Below are 22900 nucleotides of genomic sequence, written 5' to 3'. Positions count from 1 at the left end.
CCGTCGCGGGCGTCAGGCCCGGATCGCCGGCTCCTCGGCCCCGCGCGACCCGGTGATCCGGTAGACGTCGAAGACGCCCTCGACCTTGCGGACCGCGCTCAGCACCGACGCCAGGTGCGACGGCTCGGCCATCTCGAAGACGAAGCGCGAGAGCGCGACGCGGTCCCGCGAGGTCGAGACCGACGCCGACAGGATGTTGACGTGGTGGTCCGACACGACCCGTGTCACGTCCGACAGGAGCCGGCTGCGGTCGAGGGCCTCGACCTGGATCTGCACCAGGAACATCTGCGAGCTGGTGTGCGTCCACTCCACGTCGACGATCCGCTCGGGCTGCCGGCGCAGGGCCTCGACGTTGAGACAGTCGGTCCGGTGCACCGAGACGCCCGCGCCCCGCGTCACGAAACCGATGATCTCGTCCCCGGGCACCGGGGTGCAGCACTTGGCGAGCTTGACCCACACGTCGTCGACGCCCTTGACGACGACACCGGGGTCTCCGCTGCGCACCCGGCGCCCGGTCGCGCCCGGGCGTGCGGCCTCGGCGAGGTCCTCCTCCTGGGCGGGCTCTCCGCCGAGCGAGTGCACGAGCCGCTGCACCACGGACGCCGCCGAGGCCTGCCCCTCACCGACGGCGGCGTACAGGGCCGACACGTCCGCGAACCGCATCTCGTGCGCGAGCGCCACGAGCGCCTCGTGCGACATGAGCCGCTGGATGGGGAGGTTCTGCTTGCGCATCGCCTTGGCGATCGCGTCCTTCCCCTGCTCGATCGCCTCCTCGCGGCGCTCCTTGGTGAACCACTGCCGGATCTTGTTGCGCGCCCGGGGGCTCTTGACGAACGCGAGCCAGTCACGGCTGGGACCGGCCGTCTCGGACTTGGAGGTGAAGACCTCGACGACGTCACCGTTCTCGAGCGTCGAGTCCAGCGGCACGAGCCGGCCGTTGACGCGCGCGCCCATCGTGCGGTGCCCGACCTCGGTGTGCACCGCGTAGGCGAAGTCGACCGGCGTGGAGCCGGCGGGCAGTGCCTGCACGTCGCCCTTGGGCGTGAAGACGTAGACCTCGGCGCCGGCGATCTCGTCGCGCAGCAGGTCGAGGAACTCCGCCGGGTCCGCCGTCTCCCGCTGCCAGTCGACGAGCTGGCGCAGCCACGTCATGTCGTTGCCCGCCGCGTCCTGCGGGCCGTTGCTCTTGGTGGTCTCCTTGTACTTCCAGTGCGCAGCCACCCCGTACTCCGCGCGCCGGTGCATGTCGTGCGTGCGGATCTGGATCTCGACAGGCTTGCCGCCGGGGCCGATCACCGTGGTGTGCAGCGACTGGTACAGGTTGAACTTCGGCATCGCGATGTAGTCCTTGAACCGGCCGGGGACCGGGTTCCACCGCGCGTGGAGCGCGCCGAGAGCCGCGTAGCAGTCCCGCACCGTGTCGACGAGCACGCGCACGCCCACCAGGTCGTAGATGTCCGTGAAGTCGCGACCACGCACGATCATCTTCTGGTAGATCGAGTAGTAGTGCTTCGGCCGGCCGGTCACGGCGGCCTTGATCTTCGCCGACCGCAGGTCGGCACCGACCTGGTCGCGGACCGTCGCGAGGTACTCCTCGCGCGCGGGAGCGCGCTCGGCGACGAGGTGGACGATCTCGTCGTAGACCTTGGGGTAGAGCGTCGCGAACGACAGGTCCTCGAGCTCCCACTTGATGGTGTTCATGCCGAGCCGGTGGGCGAGCGGCGCGTAGATCTCGAGCGTCTCGCGCGCCTTCTTCTCGGCCGAAGCCGCCGACACGAACTTCCACGTGCGGGCGTTGTGCAGGCGGTCGGCGAGCTTGATGACGAGCACGCGGATGTCACGGGACATCGCCACGACCATCTTGCGGACGGTCTCGGACTGCGCCGCGTCACCGTAGGTGACCTTGTCGAGCTTCGTCACGCCGTCGACGAGCATCGCGACCTCGGGCCCGAAGTCGCGCCGCAGCTGGTCCAGGGAGTAGTCGGTGTCCTCGACGGTGTCGTGCAGCAGCGCGGCCACGATCGTGGACGGCGTCATGCCGAGCTCGGCGAGGATGGTGGCGACCGCGACCGGGTGCGTGATGTACGGGTCGCCGCTCTTGCGCATCTGGCCGCGGTGGGCGTGCTCGGCGACGACGTAGGCCTGCTCGATCACCGAGAGGTCGGCCTTGGGGTGGTTGGTGCGCACGGCGTGCAGCACCGGCTCGAGCGCCGGGTACGCGGAAGCGGACCGCCCCGACAGTCGTGCGAGGCGCGCCCGCACCCGACCCGTCGAGCCCGTCGCCGGCTCGGTCTCGGGCGGCGCGTCGACGGCCGCGGCCGGCGCGCTCTCCTGCGCAGGCTCCGCCACGACAGGCACGGGCGACGTCACGGCGTCAGCCCCTGCTCCGACCTTGTCCGCCATCGCCGCTCACCCCCTCCTGTCGTCCGCACGATTCTACGACCGCGACGCTCGCGTCCCGACACCGGCGCCGCGGGCGGGCGCCGTCCGGGTGACGGGCGTTCAGGGCAGGGTCAGCAGGACGTCGACGTCCCGACCCGGGAGCAGGGCGCGGCCGTCCAGGGCGCCCAGCTCCACGAGGAAGCTGAGCCCGACGACCGTCGCACCGCAGGACTCGAGCAGCTCGACCGTCGCCGCGGCCGTCCCGCCCGTGGCCAGGACGTCGTCGATCACCAGCACCCGCGCGCCCGCGGGGACGGTGGACGGCTGGATCTCGACGGACGCCGACCCGTACTCCAGCGCGTAGGACTGCGACGCGACGAGCCCGGGGAGCTTGCCGGCCTTGCGCACCGGCACGACACCGGCCCCGAGCGCCACGGCGACGGGGGCGGCGAGCAGGAACCCGCGCGCCTCCATGCCGGCGACGAGGTCCACGGGACCGTGCGGATGGCCGGCGAGCGCCGTCACGACGCGCGCGAACGCGTCACCGTCCGCGAGCAGCGGCATGATGTCGCGGAACTGGACGCCCGGTTCCGGGAAGTCCGGCACGGTGCGCAGCATGCTCTCGACCAGGTCGGCCAGACCAGCCCGGTCGTCCGACGGGCCGGGCTGCGCGCCCGACCCGTCCACGACGCCGCTCATCGACCCTTGCGCCGGGGCTGTGCCGCGGCGCCCAGGTGGCCACCGGGCCGCAGCGCGGCGGTCGCCCGCGGCGCCGCACCGACGGCGACGTCACCGCTGTCCGCGGACACGCCCGCCCGGGCGGCGAGCACCCTGGCGGTGTGCTCCCGGATCCGCGGCTCGCGCTCGCGCAGCGACACCTCGAGCGGTGTCGCCAGGAAGACCGACGAGAACGTCCCGACGAACATGCCGACGAACAGCGCCAGCGCGATGTCGCGCAGCGTCCCCGCGCCGAGGATGAACGCACCGATGACGAGGATCGAGGCGACCGGGAGCAGGGCCACCACGGACGTGTTGATCGAGCGCACCAGCGTCTGGTTGACCGCCAGGTTCGCCTTCTCGGCGTACGTGAACCGCGACTGATCGAGCACGTCCGCAGTGTTCTCGCGGACCTTGTCGAACACGACGACCGTGTCGTAGATCGAGTACCCGAGGATGGTGAGGAACCCGATCACCGTCGCCGGGGTGACCTCCCACCCGACGGCCGCGTACACCCCGACCGTGAGGATCAGGTCGTGGAACAGCGCGAGCATCGCCGCCGCCGCCATCCGCCAGTTGCGGAAGTAGACGGTCATGACGATCGAGACGAAGACGAGGAAGACGACGAGACCCGTGATCGCCTTCTGGGAGACGTCCTGGCCCCAGGTCGGGCCGATGAAGGTGCTGGTGACCTGGTCCTCGTCCACGTCGAAGGCCGCGATGAGGCTGTTGGTGACCTCGGTGACCTCCTCGCTCGTGAGCTCGGCGGTCTGGATGCGCAGCGACGAGCCGCCGACCGTCGTGACGCGCGGGACCTCGTCGGGGGCGACCGCGAGCACCGTGTCGGTCGCCAGCTGCTGGTCGGTCGTGTCGACGCCGGACACGACGAACTCGGAGCCACCGCGGAACTCGATGCCGGGGTTGAGGCCCGGCACGAACAGCAGCACGCCCGAGATCGCGACGAGCACCGCCGAGATGAGGTACCAGGTCCGTCGGCGTCCGACGATGTCGTACGAGCGCCGACCGGTGTACAGGTCGTTGCCCCACTGGGCGAATCCCGTGGCCATCAGCGGTCGCTCCCCTCAGGACGGCCGGAGATGGGCTCGTCGTCGACAACGGTCGTGGGTGGGTCCTGCGATCGCCCTGCGGCCGCCTGGGCCGCACGAGCGGCCGCGCGCCGCTCGGCGATGGTCATACCGGACGCGCCGACCGCGACGGGCTCGCGCAAGGACGCGGAGCCGGTGGTGGTCGGCGCGCTGGGGCCTCCCGCGACCCGGCCGCGGCCCGCGTAGCGCGCCGTGTCGACTCCCAGCCGCCGCGGGTCGAGGCCCGAGGCGGGGTGGCCCTCGGCGAAGAACCGCGTGCGCCCGAGCAGGACCATGAGCGGGTGCGTGAACAGGAACACCACGACGAGGTCGACGAGGGTCGTCAGACCGAGCGTGAAGGCGAAGCCGCGCACGCCGCCGACGGCCAGCAGGTACAGCACGATCGCGGCGGTGAAGTTGACCGCGTCGGACGCCAGGATCGTGCGTCGCGCGCGCTCCCAGCCCTTCTCGATGGCGGCGCCCAGGGACCGGCCGTCGCGCAGCTCGTCGCGGATGCGCTCGAAGTACACGATGAACGAGTCCGCGGTGATGCCGATCGCGACGATGATGCCCGCCACGCCCGGCAGCGAGAGCCGGTAACCCTGCACCCACGACAGCAGGACGATGATCCCGTACGTGATGACGGCCGCGACGAGCAGCGAGGCCACGGTGACCAGCCCGAGCGTCCGGTACTGGAACAGCGAGTACACGACGACGAGCAGGAGGCCGAAGACGCCCGCGAGCAGACCCTTCTGGAGCTGCTCGGAACCGAGCGTCGCCGAGATCTGCTGGACGCTCTGCTCCTCGAAGCTGATCGGGAGCGAGCCGAAGTTCAGCTGGTTCGCGAGCGTCGCGGCGGACTCCCGGGTGAAGGACCCCGAGATCTGCGCCTGACCGTTCGGGATGACCTCGTTCACGGACGGTGCCGAGATGACGAGGGCGTCGAGCACGACCGCGAACTGGTTGAGCGGCTCGCCCTGGCTCGCCAGACGGGTGGTCACCTCGGTGAACTTCGGGGTGCCCTCGCCGGTGAACTCCAGGTTGACGACCCACTGGCCCGTCGACGCACCCGTCGACGTGGTGCCGAGCCCCGAGGTGGCGGTGGCGATGTCGGCACCGGGGATCTCGACCGGACCGAGGATGAACTTGGCCAGCCCCTCGAGGTCGCACGCGACGACGGCCTCGTCGGGGTTGCCCGGCACGCCTCCCGTCCGGTTCTCCGGCAGCGTGCAGTCGAGCGCGTCGTACTCCGCCTGCAGCGCGGGCGTGACGTAGTACGCCACGTCGCTCGGGCTGTCCGGCGCGGCCTTGGTCGGCTGGTCGGACGGCGCGGCGTCGTCAGCAGCCGCGTCGTCGCCCGCCGCGTCCGGCGTGGCCGCCGCGGCGCCCATCACCAGGACGGGGCGGAACTCCATCTGCGCGGACGTGCGCACCAGGTCCAGCGTCTCCTCGCTGGGCCGGCCCGGCAGGCCGACGACGATCTTGTCGCCGCCCTGGCTCGTGATCTCCGCCTCGGCGACGCCCGAGGCGTCGACACGCTGGCGGATGACCGCGATCGCCTGGTTGATCGTCTCCGACGTCACGGAGCCCTGCGCCTCGGGCACGGGCTGCAGGATGACCTGCGTCCCGCCCTCGAGGTCGAGCGCGAGGTTGGGCGTCAGCGTCGCGTCGCTCCAGCGGGTGCCGGCGAGGATCGACGCGAACAGCGCGACGACCAGCACCGCGAGGGTGACGAGCGTGCGGACCGGCCGTTCACGGCGGCGGGGAGGAGGAGCCAACGGAGTTCTTCTCTCGTGCGCGCACCGGCCGCCGAGGCGGCCGGTGGGGTCGGGGCCCGGGCGTCATCGCCCGGGCCGGGGAGTCACTGGTTGTCGCGGTCGCGGTCCTCGCGCCCGGTCGCCGGCGGCTCCGGCGGCAGGGAGGACAGGTCGTCGGGGACGTCCACGACGGGCTCGTCCTCTACGACAGCGGGAGCGGCGTCCGCCGCGTCGTCGACGACGACCGGCTCGGACCTGCGGGCGATCGCGGCGCGCAGCCAGCGCGTCGAGCTGCCGGGTGTCGACTCGAGCGTCACGACGTCACCGTCGATCGCGGTCACGGTGCCGAAGAGTCCGGAACCCGTCATGACCTCGTCGCCGACGGCGAGGTTGCTGCGGAAGTCGGCGGCCTCGCGCTGCTGCTTGCGGGAGCGGCTCGACATGAACCACAGCGCCGCGAAGGCGAGCAGCATGATGACCAGGAACGAGTAGTCCATGAGGTGGTGGTTCTCCGCATCGTGTCAGACGTCGGCCGCAGTCTAGGCGCCGCGGCCCGACGCTCCAACGTGCGACCGTCCCCGGGGGTTCCCTCGCGGCCCGTTCCCGTCCGCCGGGGTGCCCGCGGCGGTCAGCCGAACAGCGTGCCGGCGGGCGGCGGCACCGGCAGCCCGAGGTGCTCCCAGGCAGGTGGCAGCGCCACGCGACCGCGCGACGTGCGCCCGATGAGACCCTCGCGGACGAGGAACGGCTCGGCGACCGTCTCGACGGTCTCGGGCTCCTCCCCCACGGCGACCGCGAGCGTCGTCAGCCCGACCGGGCCGCCACCGAAGCGTCGGCACAGCGCGTCCAGGACCGACCGGTCGAGACGGTCCAGGCCGCGCTCGTCGACCTCGTACACCTCGAGGGCGGACCGTGCGGCGGCGAGCGAGAGCATGCCGTCGCCGCGCACCTGCGCCCAGTCGCGCACGCGCCGCAGCAGGCGGTTGGCGATGCGGGGCGTGCCGCGCGAACGCGACGCGATCTCGGCGGCGGCCGTCACGTCGAGCGGGACGCCCAGCAGCCCGGCGGACCGGACGAGCACGCGCTCGAGCTCGGCGTCGTCGTAGAAGTCGAGGTGCCCGGTGAAGCCGAAGCGGTCACGCAGCGGCGCCGGCAGCAGCCCGGCGCGCGTGGTCGCCCCCACGACGGTGAACGGCGGCAGGGACAGCGGGATCGCGCTCGCGCCCGCCCCCTTGCCGACGATGACGTCGACTCGGAAGTCCTCCATCGCGACGTAGAGCAGCTCCTCGGCCGGGCGTGCGAGCCGGTGGATCTCGTCGATGAAGAGCACCTCGCCCTCCTCGAGCGAGGACAGGACCGCGGCGAGGTCCCCCGCGTGCTGGATGGCCGGCCCGCTGGTCACGCGCAGCGACGCCCCGAGCTCGGCCGCGATGATCATCGCGAGCGTGGTCTTGCCCAGACCCGGGGGGCCCGACAGCAGCACGTGGTCCGGTGCCCGCCCGCGACCCAGCGCCGCCTGCAGGACCAGGGACAGCTGGTCGCGCACGACCCGCTGGCCGACGAACTCGTCGAGCCGCCGGGGACGCAGCGCCGCCTCCGCGGCGCGCTCCGGCTCGTCGGCGACGGGACGCACGAGCGACTCCGCACCGTACGGCTCGACGTCGCCGTCCTCCTCCGCCCCGCCGACCTCGATGCGCGGCGACCCGGCGTCACGCACGGGCGCTGCCCAGCGAGCGCAGCGCCGCGCGCAGCACGCCCGGCACCTCGTCGGCCCCGACCGGGCTCGGTGAGCCGTCGAGCACCGCGGCGACCGCGTCCTGCGCGGCGCGCAGCGGCCAGCCCAGGCCGACGAGCGCCTCGACGACCTGCTCGCGGTGGTCCGCGGACGACGCCGCGGGGGCACCTGCGGTCGGTGACGGCGCACCGAGCCGCTCCCCGAGCTCCAGGACGATGCGCTGCGCGCCCTTGCGCCCGATGCCGGGGACGCGCATGAGCGCCGCGAGGTCCTCGTGCGCGACCGCGCGACGCAGCCCGTCGGGCGTGTGCACCGCGAGCATGGCCAGCGCGAGGCGCGGCCCCACGCCCGAGACCGTCTGCACGGTCTCGAACACGTCGCGCTCGTCGTCGTCGGCGAAGCCGAACAGCGTCAGCGCGTCCTCGCGCACGACGAGCGACGTGAACAACCGACCCGGTTGCCCGACCCGCAGTCCCGCGAGGGTCGCCGGCGTCGCCTGGACCAGCAGGCCGACACCTCCGACCTCCACGACCGCCGCGTCCAGCCGTACTGCCAGCACCGTCCCGTGCACCGACGCGATCACCGCGCGCTCCTCCTGTCGTCGACCGCCCCACTCTCCCACACGAGGCGAACAGGTGTACGAAGGACACGCGCCGGGGTCCCGCGTCGCGACGTCACGCGCGCCGCCGCGCCGCCTGCTCCGCCGCGGCCCACTGCCGCTGCGCCGTCGTCATGCCGCCGGGTTCGCGCTGCGGGGCTCCGAGTGCCCCCGCCGGGCGCCACAGGTGGCAGATGGCGAGCGCGAGCGCGTCGGCGGCGTCGGCGGGCCGCGGCACCTCGGTCAGCCCCAGGAGCCGCGCCACCATCGTCTGGACCTGCGCCTTGTCCGCACGGCCGGAGCCGGTGACCGCCGCCTTCACCTCGCTGGGCGTGTGCAGCGCGACGGGGATGCGCCGGCGCGCGGCCGCCACCATGGCGAGCCCGGCGACCTGCGCGGTGCCCATGACGGTGCTGACGTTGTGCTGCGCGAAGACCCGTTCGACCGCGACCGTGTCGGGGGCGTGCTCCTCGAGGCACTCCTCGAGGGCCCGCTCGATGAGCAGCAGCCGCTGGTCGACGTCGAGGCCGGGGTCGGAGCGTGCGACCGACACGTGCACGAGGCGCGCGCGCCGCCCCGGCAGGGAGTCGACGACGCCGAGGCCGCAGCGGGTCAGGCCGGGGTCCACTCCGAGCACGCGCACGCGGTCATCGTCGCAGGCGTCCCGCGTGCGAGGGGCCCCGCCACACCGGTGACGGGGCCCGTGCGTGCAGGTCGCGACCTGCCGCGCGTCACTCGGCGTCGAGCTCGGCCATGACCTCGTCGGAGGCGTCGAAGTTCGCGTAGACGTTCTGGACGTCGTCGGAGTCCTCGAGCGCGTCGATGAGGCGCAGCACCTTGCGCGCGCCGTCGGCGTCGACCTCGACCTGGGTGGAGGGCCACCAGACCACGTCGGCCGAGTCGTAGTCGATGCCGGCCTCCTGCAGCGCGGTCCGCACGGCCACGAGGTCCGTCGCGGCACTGATCACCTCGAACGTGTCGCCCAGGTCGTTGACCTCCTCGCCGCCCGCCTCGAGGACGGCCTCCATGACGGCCTCCTCGTCGGTGCCCTCCTGCGGCACGACGACGACGCCACGGCGGCTGAAGATGTACGCGACGGAGCCCGGGTCGGCCATCTGGCCGCCGTTGCGCGTGAACGCGACCCGCACGTCCGACGCGGCACGGTTGCGGTTGTCGGTGAGGCACTCGACCAGCACGGCGACCCCGCCGGGGCCGTATCCCTCGTACGTGATCGACTGGTAGTCCGCGCCGCCGGCCTCCTGGCCGGACCCGCGCTTGACCGCCCGGTCGATGTTGTCGTTGGGGACGGACGACTTCTTGGCCTTCTGGATGGCGTCGAAGAGCGTCGGGTTGCCGGCGGGGTCACCACCGCCCGTGCGGGCGGCCACCTCGACGTTCTTGACGAGCTTGGCGAAGAGCTTGCCGCGCTTCGCGTCGATGACGGCCTTCTTGTGCTTGGTGGTGGCCCACTTGGAGTGACCCGACATGGCTCGTTACCCCTTCGTCTCCGCTGGTGCGCCCGCGTCGCTCCCCCACGCCGCCGTCCTGGCGGGGACGGGCCGGGGACCCCGCGACGTCACAGGCTGTCGCGGACGATCTGAACGAACAGTCGGTGCACCCGCGGGTCCCCGGTCACCTCGGGATGGAACGAGGTCACGAGCAGCGGGCCCTGGCGCACCGCGACGATCCTACCGGCGGCAGGCCCGTCCGCGACGCGGCCCACGACCGTGGCAGCCGGGCCGACCTCCTCGACCCACGGGGCCCGGATGAACACCGCGTGCACGGGGGCCTCGGCGCTGTCGGTGATCCCGTCGATCACGAGGTCGGTCTCGAACGAGTCGACCTGCCGGCCGAAGGCGTTGCGGCGCACGGTGATGTCGACGCCCCCGAGGGTCTGCTGCCCCTCGATGCCGCCGATGATCCGGTCCGCGAGCAGGATCATCCCCGCGCACGAGCCGTAGGCCGGCATGCCGGCGCGCAGCCGGTCGCGCACGGGCCCGTCGAGCTCGAACGCCCGCAGCAGCTTGTCGATGGTCGTCGACTCCCCGCCCGGGACGACGAGCGCGTCGACGGCGTCGAGCTCGGCCGGGCGGCGCACGCCGACCGCGTCGACACCGAGCGAGGTCAGGACGGCGACGTGCTCGCGGACGTCGCCCTGCAGCGCCAGGACACCGATGGTGGGAGTCACGGTCGACGATCCTAGGTGCGCCGGGGCGCAGCCGTACGCCTCACTCCCGCACGAGGCCGAGGTGCCGGGTCGTCCCGTCCCACACGAGCACGTCGCGGACGAGCTGGGCCAGGCCCGCGGGGAAGACCTCGATCTCGACGCGCGCGAGCGCGTCCAGCTCCCACCACCGGAGCTCGTCGATGACGTCCCGCTCGACGTCCGTCCAGCCGTCCCGGCTGAGCGCGACGTCCGTGCTGCGCACCCGGGCGACGAACAGGTCCTCGTGCTGACGGCAGGTGCGGGCCGCGAAGTCGAACAGCGCCGAGCGCGTGTACACCGGGCCCACCAAATCGTCGGCCGCCAGCCGGATCCCGGTCTCCTCGTGCACCTCGCGCACCGCCGCGGACCGCGCGTCCTCGCCGGGGTCGATGCCACCGCCGACCGTGAACCACCACGAGCGGTCCGGGGCGTCCGCGTCGTGCCCGCGCACGAGCAGCACCCGGTCCGACTCGTCGAGCAGGAGCACGCGCGCGGCGCTGCGCGACAGGACGCCGTCCGGACCCGGCACCCAGCCACCGTCGAGGACGACGGCGGGGCCGTCCCCCTCGGCGCCCGGTGGCACGACGGGGACGGCCCCGGGGGCCTGCGGGTCGGGCGTGGTCACCAGCCCCGGTCGGCGAGGCGGTGGGGCACCGGGACGTCGTCGACGTTGATGCCCACCATGGCCTCGCCCAGGCCGCGCGAGACCTTGGCGATGACGTCCGGGTCGTCGTAGAACGTCGTCGCCTTGACGATCGCGGCGGCCCGCTCGGCGGGGTTCCCGGCCTTGAAGATGCCCGAGCCGACGAACACGCCCTCGGCACCGAGCTGCATCATCATCGCGGCGTCGGCCGGTGTGGCGATGCCGCCGGCGGTGAAGAGCACCACGGGCAGCTTGCCGGCCGCGGCGACCTCCTTGACGAGCTCGTACGGCGCCTGCAGCTCCTTCGCGGCGAGGTAGAGCTCGTCCTCGGGCAGCGACGTCAGGCGACGGATCTGGTCGCGCAGGGTCCGCATGTGGGTCGTCGCGTTGGACACGTCGCCCGTGCCCGCCTCGCCCTTCGAGCGGATCATCGCGGCGCCCTCGGTGATGCGGCGCAGCGCCTCGCCCAGGTTGGTCGCACCGCAGACGAACGGGACGTTGAACGCCCACTTGTCGATGTGGTGCGCGTAGTCGGCGGGCGTCAGCACCTCGGACTCGTCGACGTAGTCGACGCCCAGGGACTGCAGCACCTGCGCCTCGACGAAGTGGCCGATGCGTGCCTTCGCCATGACGGGGATCGAGACCGTCGAGATGATGCCGTCGATGAGGTCGGGGTCGCTCATGCGCGCGACGCCGCCCTGCGCACGGATGTCGGCGGGCACCCGCTCGAGCGCCATGACGGCGACCGCGCCGGCGTCCTCGGCGATCTTCGCCTGCTCGGGCGTGACGACGTCCATGATGACGCCGCCCTTGAGCATCTCGGCCATGCCGCGCTTGACGCGCGCGGTTCCGACCTCACCGGCGGGGGCGACGGGCTGGGGGTTCTCGGTCACGTCAGACCTCTTCGATCCGTGGTTCGGGACGCCCGGCGCCCGCGTGGTCCCCGGATGCGGGCAGGACCGGAGGTGCGGAGGGCCGTGGTCGGTGCGCCGTCCATCCTAGGTCGTCGCTGCACGCGGCCGGGTGCCGCGCCCGCCACCCGGACACCGGACGTCAGGCGCCCGACGCCGCGCCGCCCGGCCGGGTGGTGCGCGGCCCCTCCCCGGGGCGCGGCAGGCCCTGGGGCCAGGCGTCGTCGAGCTCGAGCGTCCGCGGCTCCGGTGCGTGGCCCGCGAGTCGCAGCAGCCGGACGAGCGCGCCGCGACGCACGCGCTGGGTCTGCGCCACCGCCTCGTTGTGGAACCGCCGCGCCAGCTGCACGCGGTACCACGCCGCGGCGAGCGCCTCGAGCAGCCGACCGCCCTCCGGGTCGTCCGCCAGCGCCGCCACCTCGTCGGCGTCGTCGAGGACCTCCCGCAGCGCCGCCGTGAGGTCGCTCTCGACCTGGGCCCGGTCCACGGCGCCAGTGGCCGCGGCCCCGCCCCGCAGCAGGTCCCGCAGGTCGGCGGGCAGCAGGCCGGGCGGCACGTCGCCCGCACCGCCGTCCGTCAGCGACCCCCACGCGGCCTCACCGATGACCAGCGAGCTCGCCGGGTCGAGCAGACCGCTCGTCGCGAGCTCGGCCGCGACGGACGCGCGGCGCACGAGCTGGGCGTCGACGACCGCGCGCGACGCGCCGACCTTGCGGTGCAGCCGGTCGAGGCGGCTCGCCCGCACCCAGACCAGCCAGGCGAGCAGCAGCACGACGGCGACGACCACCAGGACGACCGTGACGTCCGACCCGCCGGTCACGAGCGACCCCGCCGCAGCTCGATCAACCGGGCACCGCGCAGGGACGACGGGTCCTCGCCGACGGGCGCGTTCGCGCCGTCGACGGCCATCTCGTACACCGCGAGCACCTGGTCGGTGACCGCCGACCAGTCGTAGCGCCGCACGACACGCGACGCGTGCTCGCTCACGCGGGTCCGCAGCGCCGGGTCGCCCAGCACGCGCACGAGCGTCGCCGCGAGGTCGGCGGGGTCACCCGTGCGGAACAGCACGCCCGCCTCGCCGTCGTCGAGCACGCGTGCGAAGGCGCCCAGGTCACTCGCGACGACCGTCGTGCCGGCGCTCATCGCCTCGACGAGGACGATGCCGAAGCTCTCACCACCGGTCTGCGGCGCGCAGTACACGTCCGCCGAGGCCAGCAGGCGCGCCTTGTCCTCCTCGCTGACACCGCCGAGGAACTCCACGGCCGACGCGCGGTCACCCAGCACGTCGCGCGCCTGGTCCTCGCCGGTCTCGCCGCTGCCGGCCACGAGGAACCGTGCACCGGGGTACGCCTCGAGCACGGTCGCGACGGCGCGCAGCAGGACCGCCAGGCCCTTGCGGGGCTCGTCGAGCCGGCCGAGGAACGCGACGGTCGGCGCCTGCGGCGTACCGGTCCAGCGCGGGTCGGTGCCCGCCGCGGCGAACGTGTCGACCCACACGCCGTTGGGGATGACGACCGCGTCGCCGCCCAGGTGCTCGACCAGCGTGCGGCGCGCGTCCTCCGACACCGCGATGCGCAGCGAGATCTTCTCGAGCGACTGCCGCACGAGCGGGTACGCCATCTGCAGCGGTCGCGACCGGACCAGGGACGTGTGGAACGTCGCCACGACCGGGCCGTCCGCGATCCACAGCGCGAGCATGCCCAGGCTCGGGGTGACCGGCTCGTGCAGGTGCAGCACGTCGAACTGCCCCGCGGCCAGCCAGCGGCGCACCCGGCCGGCCGTGACGGGTCCGAACGTCATGCGCGCGACCGACCCGTTGTAGTGCACCGGGACGGCGCGGCCCGCAGCGACGAGGTAGGGCGGCACGGGGGTGTCGTCCGAGGCGGGCGCCAGCACGGAGACCTCATGACCGCGGGCGATGAGCGCCTCCGCGAGGTCGCGGACGTGGAACTGCACGCCGCCGGGCACGTCGAAGGAGTAGGGGCACACGAGCCCCACCCGCAGGGGACGCCCCGCGATCACGACACGCTCCCGACGTCGAGGGGGTCGCCGCCGTCGGTCCCGGCGCCGCCGTCGGTCCCGGCGCCGTCGTCGGTCCGGGCACCGTCGTCGGTCCAGGCACCGTCGTCCGGCGGTGCACCCGGGGACCGCCGCGCCGCGTCCCGGGCAGGGTCGAGGTCGGCCACGAACACGCGCTGCAGCATGTGCCAGTCCTGCGGGTGCGCGTGGATCTGCTCGGCCACCACGTCCACCCACGCCTGCGTGAGCGCGTGGACGCGCTCCGCACGCGGCGCGTCCGGATCGGCCTGCACCGGGGCGTGGAAGCGGACCACGATCCCCCACGGCCCCCCGGCCGCTCGTCGCCGCGCGCGGCGCAGCCGCTCGTAGGTGATGGACGCGGGCACGAGGGTGGCACCCGTCGTGACCGCGAGAGCCGCGGGACCGGCGGCGACCCGCGCCCGGTGCCCGAACAGGTCGACCTCGAGCCCCCTGGCCGTCAGGTCGCGGTCGGCGAGCAGGGGCAGCAGGCCCGGGCCGGTGCGCGCGACGCGCACGAGCCGGCGGAACACGTCGCCCTCGCCCGTCAGCGGGACGATCCGCAGGCCGATGCTCTCGCGGAAGGCCCTGAACTCCTGGAACAGCTCCTCGGGCTCGAGCCGCTCCGCCACGGTGGTGACGGGCGCCACGTGCGCGGCGGCCCAGGCACCGGCGAGGTCCCAGTTGCCCATGTGCCCGAGCGCGATGACGACCTGCCGGCCCGCGTCGAGGTCGGGGCGCAGGTTCTCCATGCCCTCGACGCGGACACGGGCGGCGAGGTGCTCGGGGGTCAGCCCGCGCAGCGTGAACGCCTCGCCGAAGTAGCGCATGTAGGAGCGCATGCCGGCCCGCGAGAGGCGACGCAGCGCGCCGGAGTCGAGCTCGGGCCGCACACGGGCCAGGTTGGCCTCGAGGCGCCGCACGCCGGAGCCCCGCCGCCACCAGGCCACGTCCGCACCCAGCGTCATGGCGGCGCGCACGAGACCCCCCGGCAGCCGATGGCCGACGCGCCACGCGAGGTGGTAGGCACGGGCGACGTCGACGCTCACGGCGCCGCCTGCCGGACCTGGCGCCGGACGGTCGCCATGCGCTGCACGACCGTCACCGCCGAGGCCACCGTCAGCAGCGCGAGCACGACCGTCATGACGACGTCGGGCGCCCCGGCCCCGACGAGGACCGTCGCGGCGAGCACGGCGAACAGCCGGTCGGCCCGTTCGGCGATGCCGACCGCCGCCGTCATGCCGAGACCCTCCGCGCGAGCGCGTGCGTAGGGCACGATCGAGCCCAGCACGAGGCACGCCAGCGCGAGCACGGCGTCGGGGCGCGAGTCGCCCGCACCGATGTACCAGAGCACGAGCCCCGCGAAGATCGCGCCGTCGCCGAACCGGTCGAGGGTCGAGTCGAGGAAGGCGCCCCACGGCCCGCTGCGGCCCGACCGCCGTGCCATCACGCCGTCGATCGAGTCGGTGAGCGTGAAGACGGCGATGAGCAACCCGCCGAGGAGCAGGTGGCCCGTCGGGAACGCCCACAGCGCGGTGACGACCACGGCGAAGGTCCCCGCGATGGTCACGGCGTCCGGACTCACCCCGGCTCGCAGGAGCGCGTCGGCGAGCGGCGTCCACAGCCGCGTCATCACGCCGCGCAGTCGGCTCAGCACGGGTCGGTCATCCCTTCGTCGTGACGGGCCAGGCGTCCGCGAGGGCCGCCCGGGTGTCGCCCAGCAGCGCCGGCAGCGCACGCGTGCGCGCGACGATCGGCAGGAAGTTCGCGTCGCCGCCCCAGCGCGGGACGACGTGCTGGTGCAGGTGCGCCTGGATGCCCGCACCGGCGACCTGGCCCTGGTTCATGCCGAGGTTGAAGCCGTCGGGCGTCATGACCTGCCGCACGACGCGCATCGCGGTCCGCGTGAGCGCGGCGACCTCCTGCACCTCGGCCTCGGTGAGCTCGGTGTAGTCCGCGACGTGCCGGTAGGGGCAGACGAGCAGGTGCCCGGAGTTGTACGGGTAGAGATTCATCACGACGTACGCGACCTCGCCGCGGTGCACGACCAGCCCCTGCTCGTCCGGCAGCGTGGGGATGCGGCAGAACGGGCAGCCGTCACCGGGTGCGTCGTCGGCGGGCTTGTCCTGCCCGCCGATGTACGCCATGCGGTGCGGCGTCCACAGCCGGTCGAGCCCGTCCGGCTCACCCGCGAAGGCACCGGCGGACTCGACCTCGACGTCGTCGGACGAGGCCACGGCTCAGACCTGGACGCGGTCGCGCACGGCGGAGACGATCCGCTCGACCGCCTCGTCCACGGGCACGCCGTTGTCCTGGCGGCCGTCGCGGTAGCGGAACGACACGGCACCGGCCTCGGCGTCCTCGCCGCCCGCGATGAGCACGAACGGGATCTTCTGCGTGGAGGCGTTGCGGATCTTCTTGCCGAAGCGGTCGTCGGACCGGTCGACCTCGGCGCGGATCCCCTGGGCCCGCAGCCGCGCGACCACCTCGTCCAGGTACGGCTCGAACGGCTCGGCGACGGGCACGGCGAGCACCTGGACGGGCGCGAGCCAGGCCGGGAACGCGCCGGCGTAGTGCTCGGTGAGCACGGCGAAGAAGCGCTCGATGGACCCGAAGAGGGCGCGGTGGATCATGACGGGCCGCTGCCGGCTGCCGTCGGGCGCCGTGTACTCGAGCTCGAACCGCTCGGGCAGGTTGAAGTCGAGCTGGATCGTCGACATCTGCCAGGTGCGGCCGATGGCGTCCTTGGCCTGCACGGAGATCTTGGGGCCGTAGAACGCCGCGCCGCCCGGGTCGGGCACGAGGTCGAGCCCCGACGCCTCCGCGACGGCACGCAGCGTCTCGGTCGCCTCCTCCCAGACCTCGTCGGAGCCGACCGACTTCTCGGGGTTGCGCGTCGACAGCTCCAGGTAGAAGTCGTCGAGCCCGTAGTCCTTGAGCAGGTCGAGGACGAACGTGAGCAGGCTGGTGAGCTCGCCCTGCATCTGCTCCCGCGTGCAGTAGATGTGCGCGTCGTCCTGGGTGAAGCCGCGCCCGCGGGTCATGCCGTGCACGACGCCCGACTTCTCGTACCGGTACACGGTGCCGAACTCGAAGAGCCGCAGCGGCAGCTCGCGGTACGAGCGCCCGCGCGAGCGGAAGATCAGGTTGTGCATGGGGCAGTTCATGGGCTTGAGGTAGTAGTTCTGCCCCGCCCGCTTCACGTGCCCGTCGGCGTCGCGCTCCTCGTCCAGCTGCATCGGCGGGTACATGCCGTCGGCGTACCAGTCGAGGTGGCCCGACACCTGGAACAGCTGCTCCTTGGTGATGTGCGGCGTGTTGACGAACGAGTACCCCGCCTGCACGTGGCGGCGGCGCGAGTACTCCTCCATCTCCATGCGGATGATCCCGCCCTTGGGGTGGAACACCGACAGGCCCGAGCCGATCTCCTCCGGGAAGGAGAAGAGGTCGAGCTCGCTGCCCAGGCGGCGGTGGTCGCGCCGCTCCGCCTCGGCGACGCGCTCGAGGTACGCCTTGAGCTCGTCCTTGCTCGGCCACGCGGTCCCGTAGACGCGCTGCAGCTGGGGGTTCTTCTCCGAGCCGCGCCAGTAGGCGGCGGCGGACCGGGTGATCTGGAACCCGTTGCCGATGAGCCGGGTGCTGGGCAGGTGCGGTCCGCGGCACAGGTCCTGCCACACGACGGTCTCGGACTCGCGCCCGGCCCCACGCACGTTCTGGTAGATCGACAGCCCGCCGAGGCCCACCTCGACCGACGCGCCCTCGGCCGCGTCCGACGCCGAGCCCTTGAGGCCGATGAGCTCGAGCTTGTACGGCTCGTCGGCCAGCACCTCGCGGGCCTCCGCCTCGGTGACGTCCCACCGCCGGAAGGCCTGGCCCTCCTTGACGATCCGGCCCATGACCTTCTCGACGGCCTTGAGGTCCTCGGGGGTGAAGGGGGTCTCGACGTCGAAGTCGTAGTAGAAGCCGTCGGTGATGGGCGGGCCGATGCCGAGCCGGGCCTTCGGGTTGACCTCCTGCACGGCCTGCGCCAGGACGTGGGCGGCCGAGTGCCGCAGCACCGCCAGGCCGTCCGGCGACCCGATGGTCACGGCCTCGACGACCGCACCGTCGGGCAGCGGCAGCGCGAGGTCCTTCAGCTCGCCGTCGACACGCACGACGACGACGTCGCGGCGCTCGGCGAACAGCTCCGTGGCCGTCGTGCCCTGCGCGACCGGGGTCTCGACGCCGTCGACGGTCAGGGTGATCTGCTCGGGCACGCTGCGCCAGCTCCTCGGGTCTGCCCGCGCCGCGTCTCGCGGCGGGTCGGCGGTCGCCGACACGGACGTGGTCGATGCTACCGACCGCGCGGCCCGCGCCAGGACCCGATAACCGGCGCGGGTCAGGCGGACCCGTGGGTCGGCAGGTCGTGCGGGACGTGCGCCTCGAGCTCGGCCAGCCACGCCGCCACCGACGCGTCCGACGGCATGCGCCAGTCCCCGCGGGGCGACATCGTGCCGCCCGCGCTGACCTTCGGCCCGTTGGGCAGCGCCGACCGCTTGAACTGGCTCGCGAAGAACCGCCGCAGGAACACCTCGAGCCAGCGGCGGACGGCAGGCAGGTCGTACGCGGGACGACGGTGGTCCGGCCACGCCGGCGGCCACGCACCCGCCTGCGCGTCGTGCCACGCGTGCCACGCGAGGAAGGCGATCTTGCTCGGCCGCGTGCCGTGGCGCAGCACCTGGAAGAGCGCGAAGTCGTGCAGCGCGTACGGGCCGATCGTCGACTCGGTCGACTGGACCGGCTCGCCCTCGCGCGCCGGCACCAGCTCCGGGGAGATCTCCTGCTCGACGACCCGCAGCAGGACCTCGTTGGTGGCCTCGTCGAAGTGGCCCTCGGACACGACCCACCGGATGAGGTGCTGGATGAGGGTCTTGGGCACGCCCGCGTTGACCGCGTAGTGCGACATCTGGTCGCCCACGCCGTACGTGCACCACCCGAGCGCGAGCTCCGACAGGTCGCCCGTGCCGAGCACGATCCCGCCGCGCTGGTTCGCCGCGCGGAACAGGTAGTCGGTCCGCAGGCCGGCCTGCACGTTCTCGAAGGTGACGTCGTAGACCTCCTCGCCGGCACCGGCGGGGTGACCGAGGTCGGCGAGCATCTGCCGGGCCGCGGGCCGGATGTCGAGCGTCTCGGCCGTCGTGCCCAGGGACTCCATCAGGGCGAGCGCGCTGCTGCGCGTCACGTCGGACGTCGCGAAGCCCGGCATCGTGAAGGCCAGGATGTCGCTGCGCGGCCGGCCGAGACGGTCCATGGCGTTCGCCGCGACGATCAGCGCATGCGTCGAGTCCAGGCCACCGGACACCCCGATGACCACCTTGGCGTCGCCGACCGCGCGCAGCCGCTGCTCGAGCCCGCTGACCTGGATGTTGTAGGCCTCGTAGCAGTCGAGCGCGAGGCGCTGCGGGTCGTCGGGGACGAAGGGGAAGCGGTCGACCGCGCGCCGCAGCCCGATGTCGCCGGTCGGCGGATCGACCGTGAACCGGACCGTGCGGTGCGAGGCGCCGGCGGGTGCCATGCCGAGGGTGCGGCGGTTGTCGTCGAAGGTGCCCATGCGCAGCCGCTCCTGGCGCACCCGGTCCAGGTCGACGTCCGCGACCGTCACGACGGTGCCGTCGACGAACCGCTCACCCTCCGCGAGCAGCTCCCCCAGCTCGTACAGCAGCGTCTGGCCGTCCCACGACAGGTCCGTCGTCGACTCCCCCGCACCGGCGGCCGCGTAGACGTAGGCCGCCTGGCACCGCGCGGACGCCGAGCGCACGAGCAGCCGGCGGTCCTCGGCGCGTCCGACCGTGATGGGGCTGGACGACAGGTTGACGAGCACCGTCGCGCCGGCGAGCGCGGCGGTCGCGCTCGGCGGGACGGGCACCCACATGTCCTCGCAGACCTCGACGTGCACGACGAGGCCGGGGACGTCGGTCGCGGCGAACAGCAGGTCGGGCCCGATCGGGGCCTCCTGGCCCGCGACCGTGACCGTGCCGCGCACGTCGTCACCGGGCCCGAACCAGCGGCGCTCGTAGAACTCGCGGTAGGTCGGCACGTAGGACTTGGGTGCGACGCCCAGCACGCGTCCGCGGTGGATGACGACCGCGACGTTGAGCACCCGGTTGCCGTGCGCGAGAGGCGCCCCGACGACCAGCACGGGACGGAGGTCCCTCGACGCGGCGACGACCTCGTCGAGGGCCGCCCGCACGGCGTCGAGCAGCGTGTCCTGCAGGAAGAGGTCGTCGATCGCGTAGCCGGACAGGCACAGCTCCGGGAGCACGGCGACCGCGACGCCGTCGTCGTGGCACGCGCGGGCGGCGTCGATCACGGCAGCCGCGTTGCGCGCCGGGTCCGCGACGGTGACGGGCACGGTGCACGCGGCGACCCGTGCGAACCCGTGGGAGTAGGCCGAGAGGAAGTCCACGCTGCGAGTCTGGCACGCCGACGACGCGCTCACCTGGAACGACGAACGCCCCCGGCTCAGCCGGGGGCGTTCGTGCGGGTGGGCGATACTGGGTTCGAACCAGTGACCTCCTCGGTGTGAACGAGGCGCTCTACCACTGAGCCAATCGCCCGCTGCCTGCGCCGGCCACGTGTGCCCGCCTGCACCGGCCCGTGGGCAGGAGTCGTGCGGACCACCCGTAGGCGGCACGGGAGACGATGCTAGCGGACGCCGGGCCGATCTCCGAACCGGCGGACCTCACGTCGCGACGAGCGGCCCGGCAGCGCAACCGCAGCCGCCAAGCCGCGGCAAACGGGGTGAAATGTCGCCTTCGGCGCCCGGGAGAGCGATGTGCAACGTTTTCCATACCACCTGAAAGGGTCCGGGCGGGTGAACTGTGCCCGAGCATCGGTCCAATGGGACATCCGTCCTGCCATGATGTGACCTCACGGCCCGATCGGGGCCCCACCATGCGACAGGAGGACCCGATGGCGGATACGTCGTACGACGTCATCGAGGTCGTTGCCATGCAGCTCATCGGGTCCGACGCGACCGTCATCCCGGTGTCGGCAGAGATGTGCTTCCGCACCACCGACCCGTACACGGTGCGCGCCGTCTTCACCGGCGCCCACACGATGTCGACCTGGCTCCTCGGCCGCGAGCTGCTGGCCCAGGGCGTGCACGCGGTCGCCGACGCACCGGCCGGCACGGGCGACGTGCAGGTGTGGCGCGACGACGACCCCGACTACACCCTCGTGTCGCTCTCCGGCGTGGAGGGCAGCGCGCTGCTCGCGGCGCCGACGGAGCCTCTCCTGCGGTTCATCGCCGCGACCGAGGCGCTCGTGCCCATCGGCAGCGAGTCGGACAAGATGGAGGGCGAGATCACCGCGCTCATCGCGGCTCTCCTCACCGCCTGATCCTCGGGCGTCACCACCACGGCTGCCGGCCGGTCCCGCGACGCGGGGCCGGCCGTCGTGCGTCGGGGCGCACCCCGACGGACGACGCGATCAGGGGTCGACGTCGTCGTCCAGCCGCGCGAGGAACAGCCGCCGGGCCTCCCGGGACAGCGGACCGGCCGCGACGTCGTGGTCGTCGAGGCGCACGACGGGCGTGACGTTGCGGACCGATCCCGTCAGCGCGAGGTGGGCGCGGCCCGCGACGACGTCGTCGAGCACCTCCCACGCCAGCTCGTCCGGCCGCGCCTCGCGCACCGGGAGACCCGCCTCGGCGCCCCACAGCAGCAGCAGGGCACGTGTGACGCCCGCGAGCGCCCCGGTCTCGAGGGACGGCGTGAGCAGCTCGCCGCCGAGCTCGACGAAGACGTTGGACCCGGTCCCCTCGCTCAGGCGTCCGCGGGTGTCGGCCAGCAGTGCCTCGTCGGCACCGCGCTCACGCGCCCGTGCGAGCGCGACGACGTTCTCGCCGTACGACGTGGTCTTGAGCCCCGCGAGCGGCGAGCGCTCGTTGCGCACCCACGGGACGCGCACGGCACGCGCGACGTCGGACACCGTGGCAGGACCTGCCACGACGACCACCGTGGGGCGCACCTCGTCGTCCGGGTAGCGGTGCGAGCCCAGGGGGCCCGGTCCGCCCGTGACGGTGATGCGGAGGCGTCCCGCGTGCTCGCCCGCGGCCCGGAGCACCGCGCGGACGCCCTCGCGCACCTCGTCCATCGGCAGGGGCGGCAGGCCGAGCCCGTGGGCCGACGCCTCGAGGCGAGCGAGGTGGCGCGTGAGCGCGAAGGCGGCACCGCGGTGCACGGCGCAGGTCTCGAACACCCCGTCACCCACGGTGAGCCCGTGGTCGACGGCGGTGAGCACCGGCTCGTCGGGCGCGTGCAGCCGTCCGCCGGCCCAGATCGCAAGGTCCACGACCTCATCCTCGCACCGCCCGGACCTGCGGCGCCGCCCGTCGCGGACCCTCTCCGCGCCTCCTGGCGCAGGTCGGCGGACGCGTCGGGCGACACGCGGACGGGGGCCGGTTGGACTCTCGCCGAGTTTGTCGTCTAGAGTCTTCGACGCACCAGGAACGCCGGTGAAACGGCGGAACTGACGCGCGGACGTGGCTCAGTGGTAGAGCATCACCTTGCCAAGGTGAGGGTCGCGGGTTCGAATCCCGTCGTCCGCTCGGAGGCTCTCCCCTTCGGCTCCCAGCCGTTGTGGACTGCGGTCTCAGCGGTGGAGTGGCCGAGAGGCGAGGCAGCGGCCTGCAAAGCCGTATACACGGGTTCGAATCCCGTCTCCACCTCGTATTGCACTCCCATGGGCGATTGGCGCAGCGGTAGCGCGCTTCCCTGACACGGAAGAGGTCACTGGTTCGATCCCAGTATCGCCCACAGCAAGGCCCCAGGTCATCGACCTGGGGCC

21 protein-coding genes and 4 tRNA genes are annotated in these 22900 nt (G+C 73.3%); 4 read left to right on the top strand and 21 right to left on the bottom strand.

The annotated features are described in order from the left end of the window. Window positions 1-12: 12 nt before the first annotated feature. From KKR89_RS08895 to KKR89_RS08800, 20 genes are all read right to left on the bottom strand, one after another. Entirely contained in the window at window positions 13-2403 is a 2391-nt protein-coding gene (locus KKR89_RS08895; RefSeq protein WP_208195030.1) for a RelA/SpoT family protein, read from the bottom strand. A gap of 99 nt (window positions 2404-2502) precedes the next feature. Next, window positions 2503-3081: an adenine phosphoribosyltransferase gene (locus KKR89_RS08890; protein ID WP_208195029.1), complete on the bottom strand. Its 579-nt coding sequence runs from the start codon at window positions 3079-3081 to the stop codon at window positions 2503-2505. After that, window positions 3078-4166: a protein translocase subunit SecF gene (gene secF, locus KKR89_RS08885; protein WP_208195028.1), complete on the bottom strand. Its 1089-nt coding sequence runs from the start codon at window positions 4164-4166 to the stop codon at window positions 3078-3080. The genes KKR89_RS08890 and secF overlap by 4 nt, the downstream gene beginning before the upstream one ends. Then, a complete protein-coding gene (secD, locus tag KKR89_RS08880) occupies window positions 4166-5962 on the bottom strand; it encodes a protein translocase subunit SecD (RefSeq protein WP_243882208.1) in 1797 nt (598 codons plus the stop codon). The genes secF and secD overlap by 1 nt, the downstream gene beginning before the upstream one ends. Before the next feature lie 83 nt (window positions 5963-6045). Further along, window positions 6046-6438 carry a preprotein translocase subunit YajC gene (gene yajC, locus KKR89_RS08875; protein WP_208195027.1) on the bottom strand — a complete coding sequence of 131 codons (393 nt, stop codon included), beginning with the start codon at window positions 6436-6438 and terminating at the stop codon, window positions 6046-6048. A gap of 131 nt (window positions 6439-6569) precedes the next feature. After that, complete coding sequence (gene ruvB / locus KKR89_RS08870; protein ID WP_372438467.1) at window positions 6570-7658, bottom strand: Holliday junction branch migration DNA helicase RuvB; 1089 nt, start codon at window positions 7656-7658, stop codon at window positions 6570-6572. Beyond that, the gene (ruvA, locus tag KKR89_RS08865; protein ID WP_208195026.1) at window positions 7651-8259 is read right to left on the bottom strand and encodes a Holliday junction branch migration protein RuvA; all 609 of its coding nucleotides are present in this window, start codon (window positions 8257-8259) and stop codon (window positions 7651-7653) included. The genes ruvB and ruvA overlap by 8 nt, the downstream gene beginning before the upstream one ends. 91 nt (window positions 8260-8350) lie before the next feature. Beyond that, the gene (ruvC, locus tag KKR89_RS08860; RefSeq protein ID WP_208195025.1) at window positions 8351-8917 is read right to left on the bottom strand and encodes a crossover junction endodeoxyribonuclease RuvC; all 567 of its coding nucleotides are present in this window, start codon (window positions 8915-8917) and stop codon (window positions 8351-8353) included. A gap of 88 nt (window positions 8918-9005) precedes the next feature. Then, complete coding sequence (locus KKR89_RS08855) at window positions 9006-9761, bottom strand: YebC/PmpR family DNA-binding transcriptional regulator (protein WP_191779335.1); 756 nt, start codon at window positions 9759-9761, stop codon at window positions 9006-9008. Between the two features lie 89 nt (window positions 9762-9850). Next, window positions 9851-10462, bottom strand: coding sequence for a pyridoxal 5'-phosphate synthase glutaminase subunit PdxT (gene pdxT, locus KKR89_RS08850; protein WP_208195024.1), 612 nt, complete (start codon window positions 10460-10462; stop codon window positions 9851-9853). 40 nt (window positions 10463-10502) lie between these two features. Further along, the gene (locus tag KKR89_RS08845) at window positions 10503-11105 is read right to left on the bottom strand and encodes an NUDIX hydrolase (RefSeq protein WP_208195023.1); all 603 of its coding nucleotides are present in this window, start codon (window positions 11103-11105) and stop codon (window positions 10503-10505) included. Next, window positions 11102-12016 carry a pyridoxal 5'-phosphate synthase lyase subunit PdxS gene (pdxS, locus tag KKR89_RS08840; protein ID WP_208195022.1) on the bottom strand — a complete coding sequence of 305 codons (915 nt, stop codon included), beginning with the start codon at window positions 12014-12016 and terminating at the stop codon, window positions 11102-11104. The genes KKR89_RS08845 and pdxS overlap by 4 nt, the downstream gene beginning before the upstream one ends. A gap of 160 nt (window positions 12017-12176) precedes the next feature. Then, window positions 12177-12854, bottom strand: coding sequence for a hypothetical protein (locus KKR89_RS08835; RefSeq protein WP_208195021.1), 678 nt, complete (start codon window positions 12852-12854; stop codon window positions 12177-12179). Beyond that, a complete protein-coding gene (locus KKR89_RS08830) occupies window positions 12851-14038 on the bottom strand; it encodes a glycosyltransferase family 4 protein (protein ID WP_208195699.1) in 1188 nt (395 codons plus the stop codon). Before KKR89_RS08830 ends, KKR89_RS08835 begins: the two co-directional genes overlap by 4 nt. A gap of 14 nt (window positions 14039-14052) precedes the next feature. Then, window positions 14053-15120 (bottom strand): phosphatidylinositol mannoside acyltransferase, encoded by a 1068-nt coding sequence (locus KKR89_RS08825; protein ID WP_208195020.1) that lies wholly within the window; start codon window positions 15118-15120, stop codon window positions 14053-14055. After that, window positions 15117-15728: a phosphatidylinositol phosphate synthase gene (pgsA, locus tag KKR89_RS08820; protein WP_208195019.1), complete on the bottom strand. Its 612-nt coding sequence runs from the start codon at window positions 15726-15728 to the stop codon at window positions 15117-15119. The genes KKR89_RS08825 and pgsA overlap by 4 nt, the downstream gene beginning before the upstream one ends. 7 nt (window positions 15729-15735) lie before the next feature. Then, entirely contained in the window at window positions 15736-16308 is a 573-nt protein-coding gene (locus tag KKR89_RS08815; protein WP_208195018.1) for an HIT family protein, read from the bottom strand. Window positions 16309-16311: 3 nt separating this feature from the next. Then, window positions 16312-18327, bottom strand: coding sequence for a threonine--tRNA ligase (gene thrS, locus KKR89_RS08810; protein ID WP_208195017.1), 2016 nt, complete (start codon window positions 18325-18327; stop codon window positions 16312-16314). 122 nt (window positions 18328-18449) lie between these two features. Next, window positions 18450-20516, bottom strand: a complete 2067-nt coding sequence (locus KKR89_RS08805; protein WP_208195016.1) for an NAD(+) synthase — start codon at window positions 20514-20516, stop codon at window positions 18450-18452. A gap of 79 nt (window positions 20517-20595) precedes the next feature. Then, window positions 20596-20667: transfer RNA gene (locus KKR89_RS08800), tRNA-Val, on the bottom strand. Between the two features lie 355 nt (window positions 20668-21022). Between KKR89_RS08800 and KKR89_RS08795 the strand changes: the two genes are divergently transcribed. Further along, window positions 21023-21451: an SsgA family sporulation/cell division regulator gene (locus KKR89_RS08795; RefSeq protein ID WP_208195015.1), complete on the top strand. Its 429-nt coding sequence runs from the start codon at window positions 21023-21025 to the stop codon at window positions 21449-21451. A gap of 90 nt (window positions 21452-21541) precedes the next feature. Here the strand turns inward: KKR89_RS08795 and KKR89_RS08790 are convergent, their stop codons facing one another. Beyond that, window positions 21542-22405 (bottom strand): aminotransferase class IV, encoded by an 864-nt coding sequence (locus KKR89_RS08790; protein ID WP_208195014.1) that lies wholly within the window; start codon window positions 22403-22405, stop codon window positions 21542-21544. 184 nt (window positions 22406-22589) lie between these two features. Between KKR89_RS08790 and KKR89_RS08785 the strand changes: the two genes are divergently transcribed. The 3 genes from KKR89_RS08785 (at window position 22590) to KKR89_RS08775 (ending at window position 22869) form a co-directional block, all read left to right on the top strand. Continuing rightward, window positions 22590-22661: transfer RNA gene (locus KKR89_RS08785), tRNA-Gly, on the top strand. A gap of 49 nt (window positions 22662-22710) precedes the next feature. Beyond that, window positions 22711-22781 (top strand) — tRNA-Cys (locus tag KKR89_RS08780). Window positions 22782-22797: 16 nt separating this feature from the next. Next, a tRNA-Val gene (locus tag KKR89_RS08775) sits at window positions 22798-22869 on the top strand. The last annotated feature ends 31 nt before the right edge of the window (window positions 22870-22900 follow it).

It is taken from the genome of Cellulomonas dongxiuzhuiae (assembly GCF_018623035.1).
Classification (GTDB): Bacteria; Actinomycetota; Actinomycetes; order Actinomycetales; family Cellulomonadaceae; genus Cellulomonas; species Cellulomonas dongxiuzhuiae.
Note: the sequence above shows the minus strand (reverse complement) of the source record. Positions and strands in the feature narration are given on the sequence as shown.

Bases quoted from the DNA above. Each gene is read 5' to 3' on its own strand.
- KKR89_RS08895 (WP_208195030.1), bottom strand. From the start codon at position 2,403: ATGGCGGACAAGGTCGGAGCAGGGGCTGACGCCGTGACGTCGCCCGTG.
- KKR89_RS08890 (WP_208195029.1), bottom strand. From the start codon at position 3,081: ATGAGCGGCGTCGTGGACGGGTCGGGCGCGCAGCCCGGCCCGTCGGAC.
- secF (WP_208195028.1), bottom strand. From the start codon at position 4,166: ATGGCCACGGGATTCGCCCAGTGGGGCAACGACCTGTACACCGGTCGG.
- yajC (WP_208195027.1), bottom strand. From the start codon at position 6,438: ATGGACTACTCGTTCCTGGTCATCATGCTGCTCGCCTTCGCGGCGCTG.
- KKR89_RS08855 (WP_191779335.1), bottom strand. From the start codon at position 9,761: ATGTCGGGTCACTCCAAGTGGGCCACCACCAAGCACAAGAAGGCCGTC.
- KKR89_RS08795 (WP_208195015.1), top strand. From the start codon at position 21,023: ATGGCGGATACGTCGTACGACGTCATCGAGGTCGTTGCCATGCAGCTC.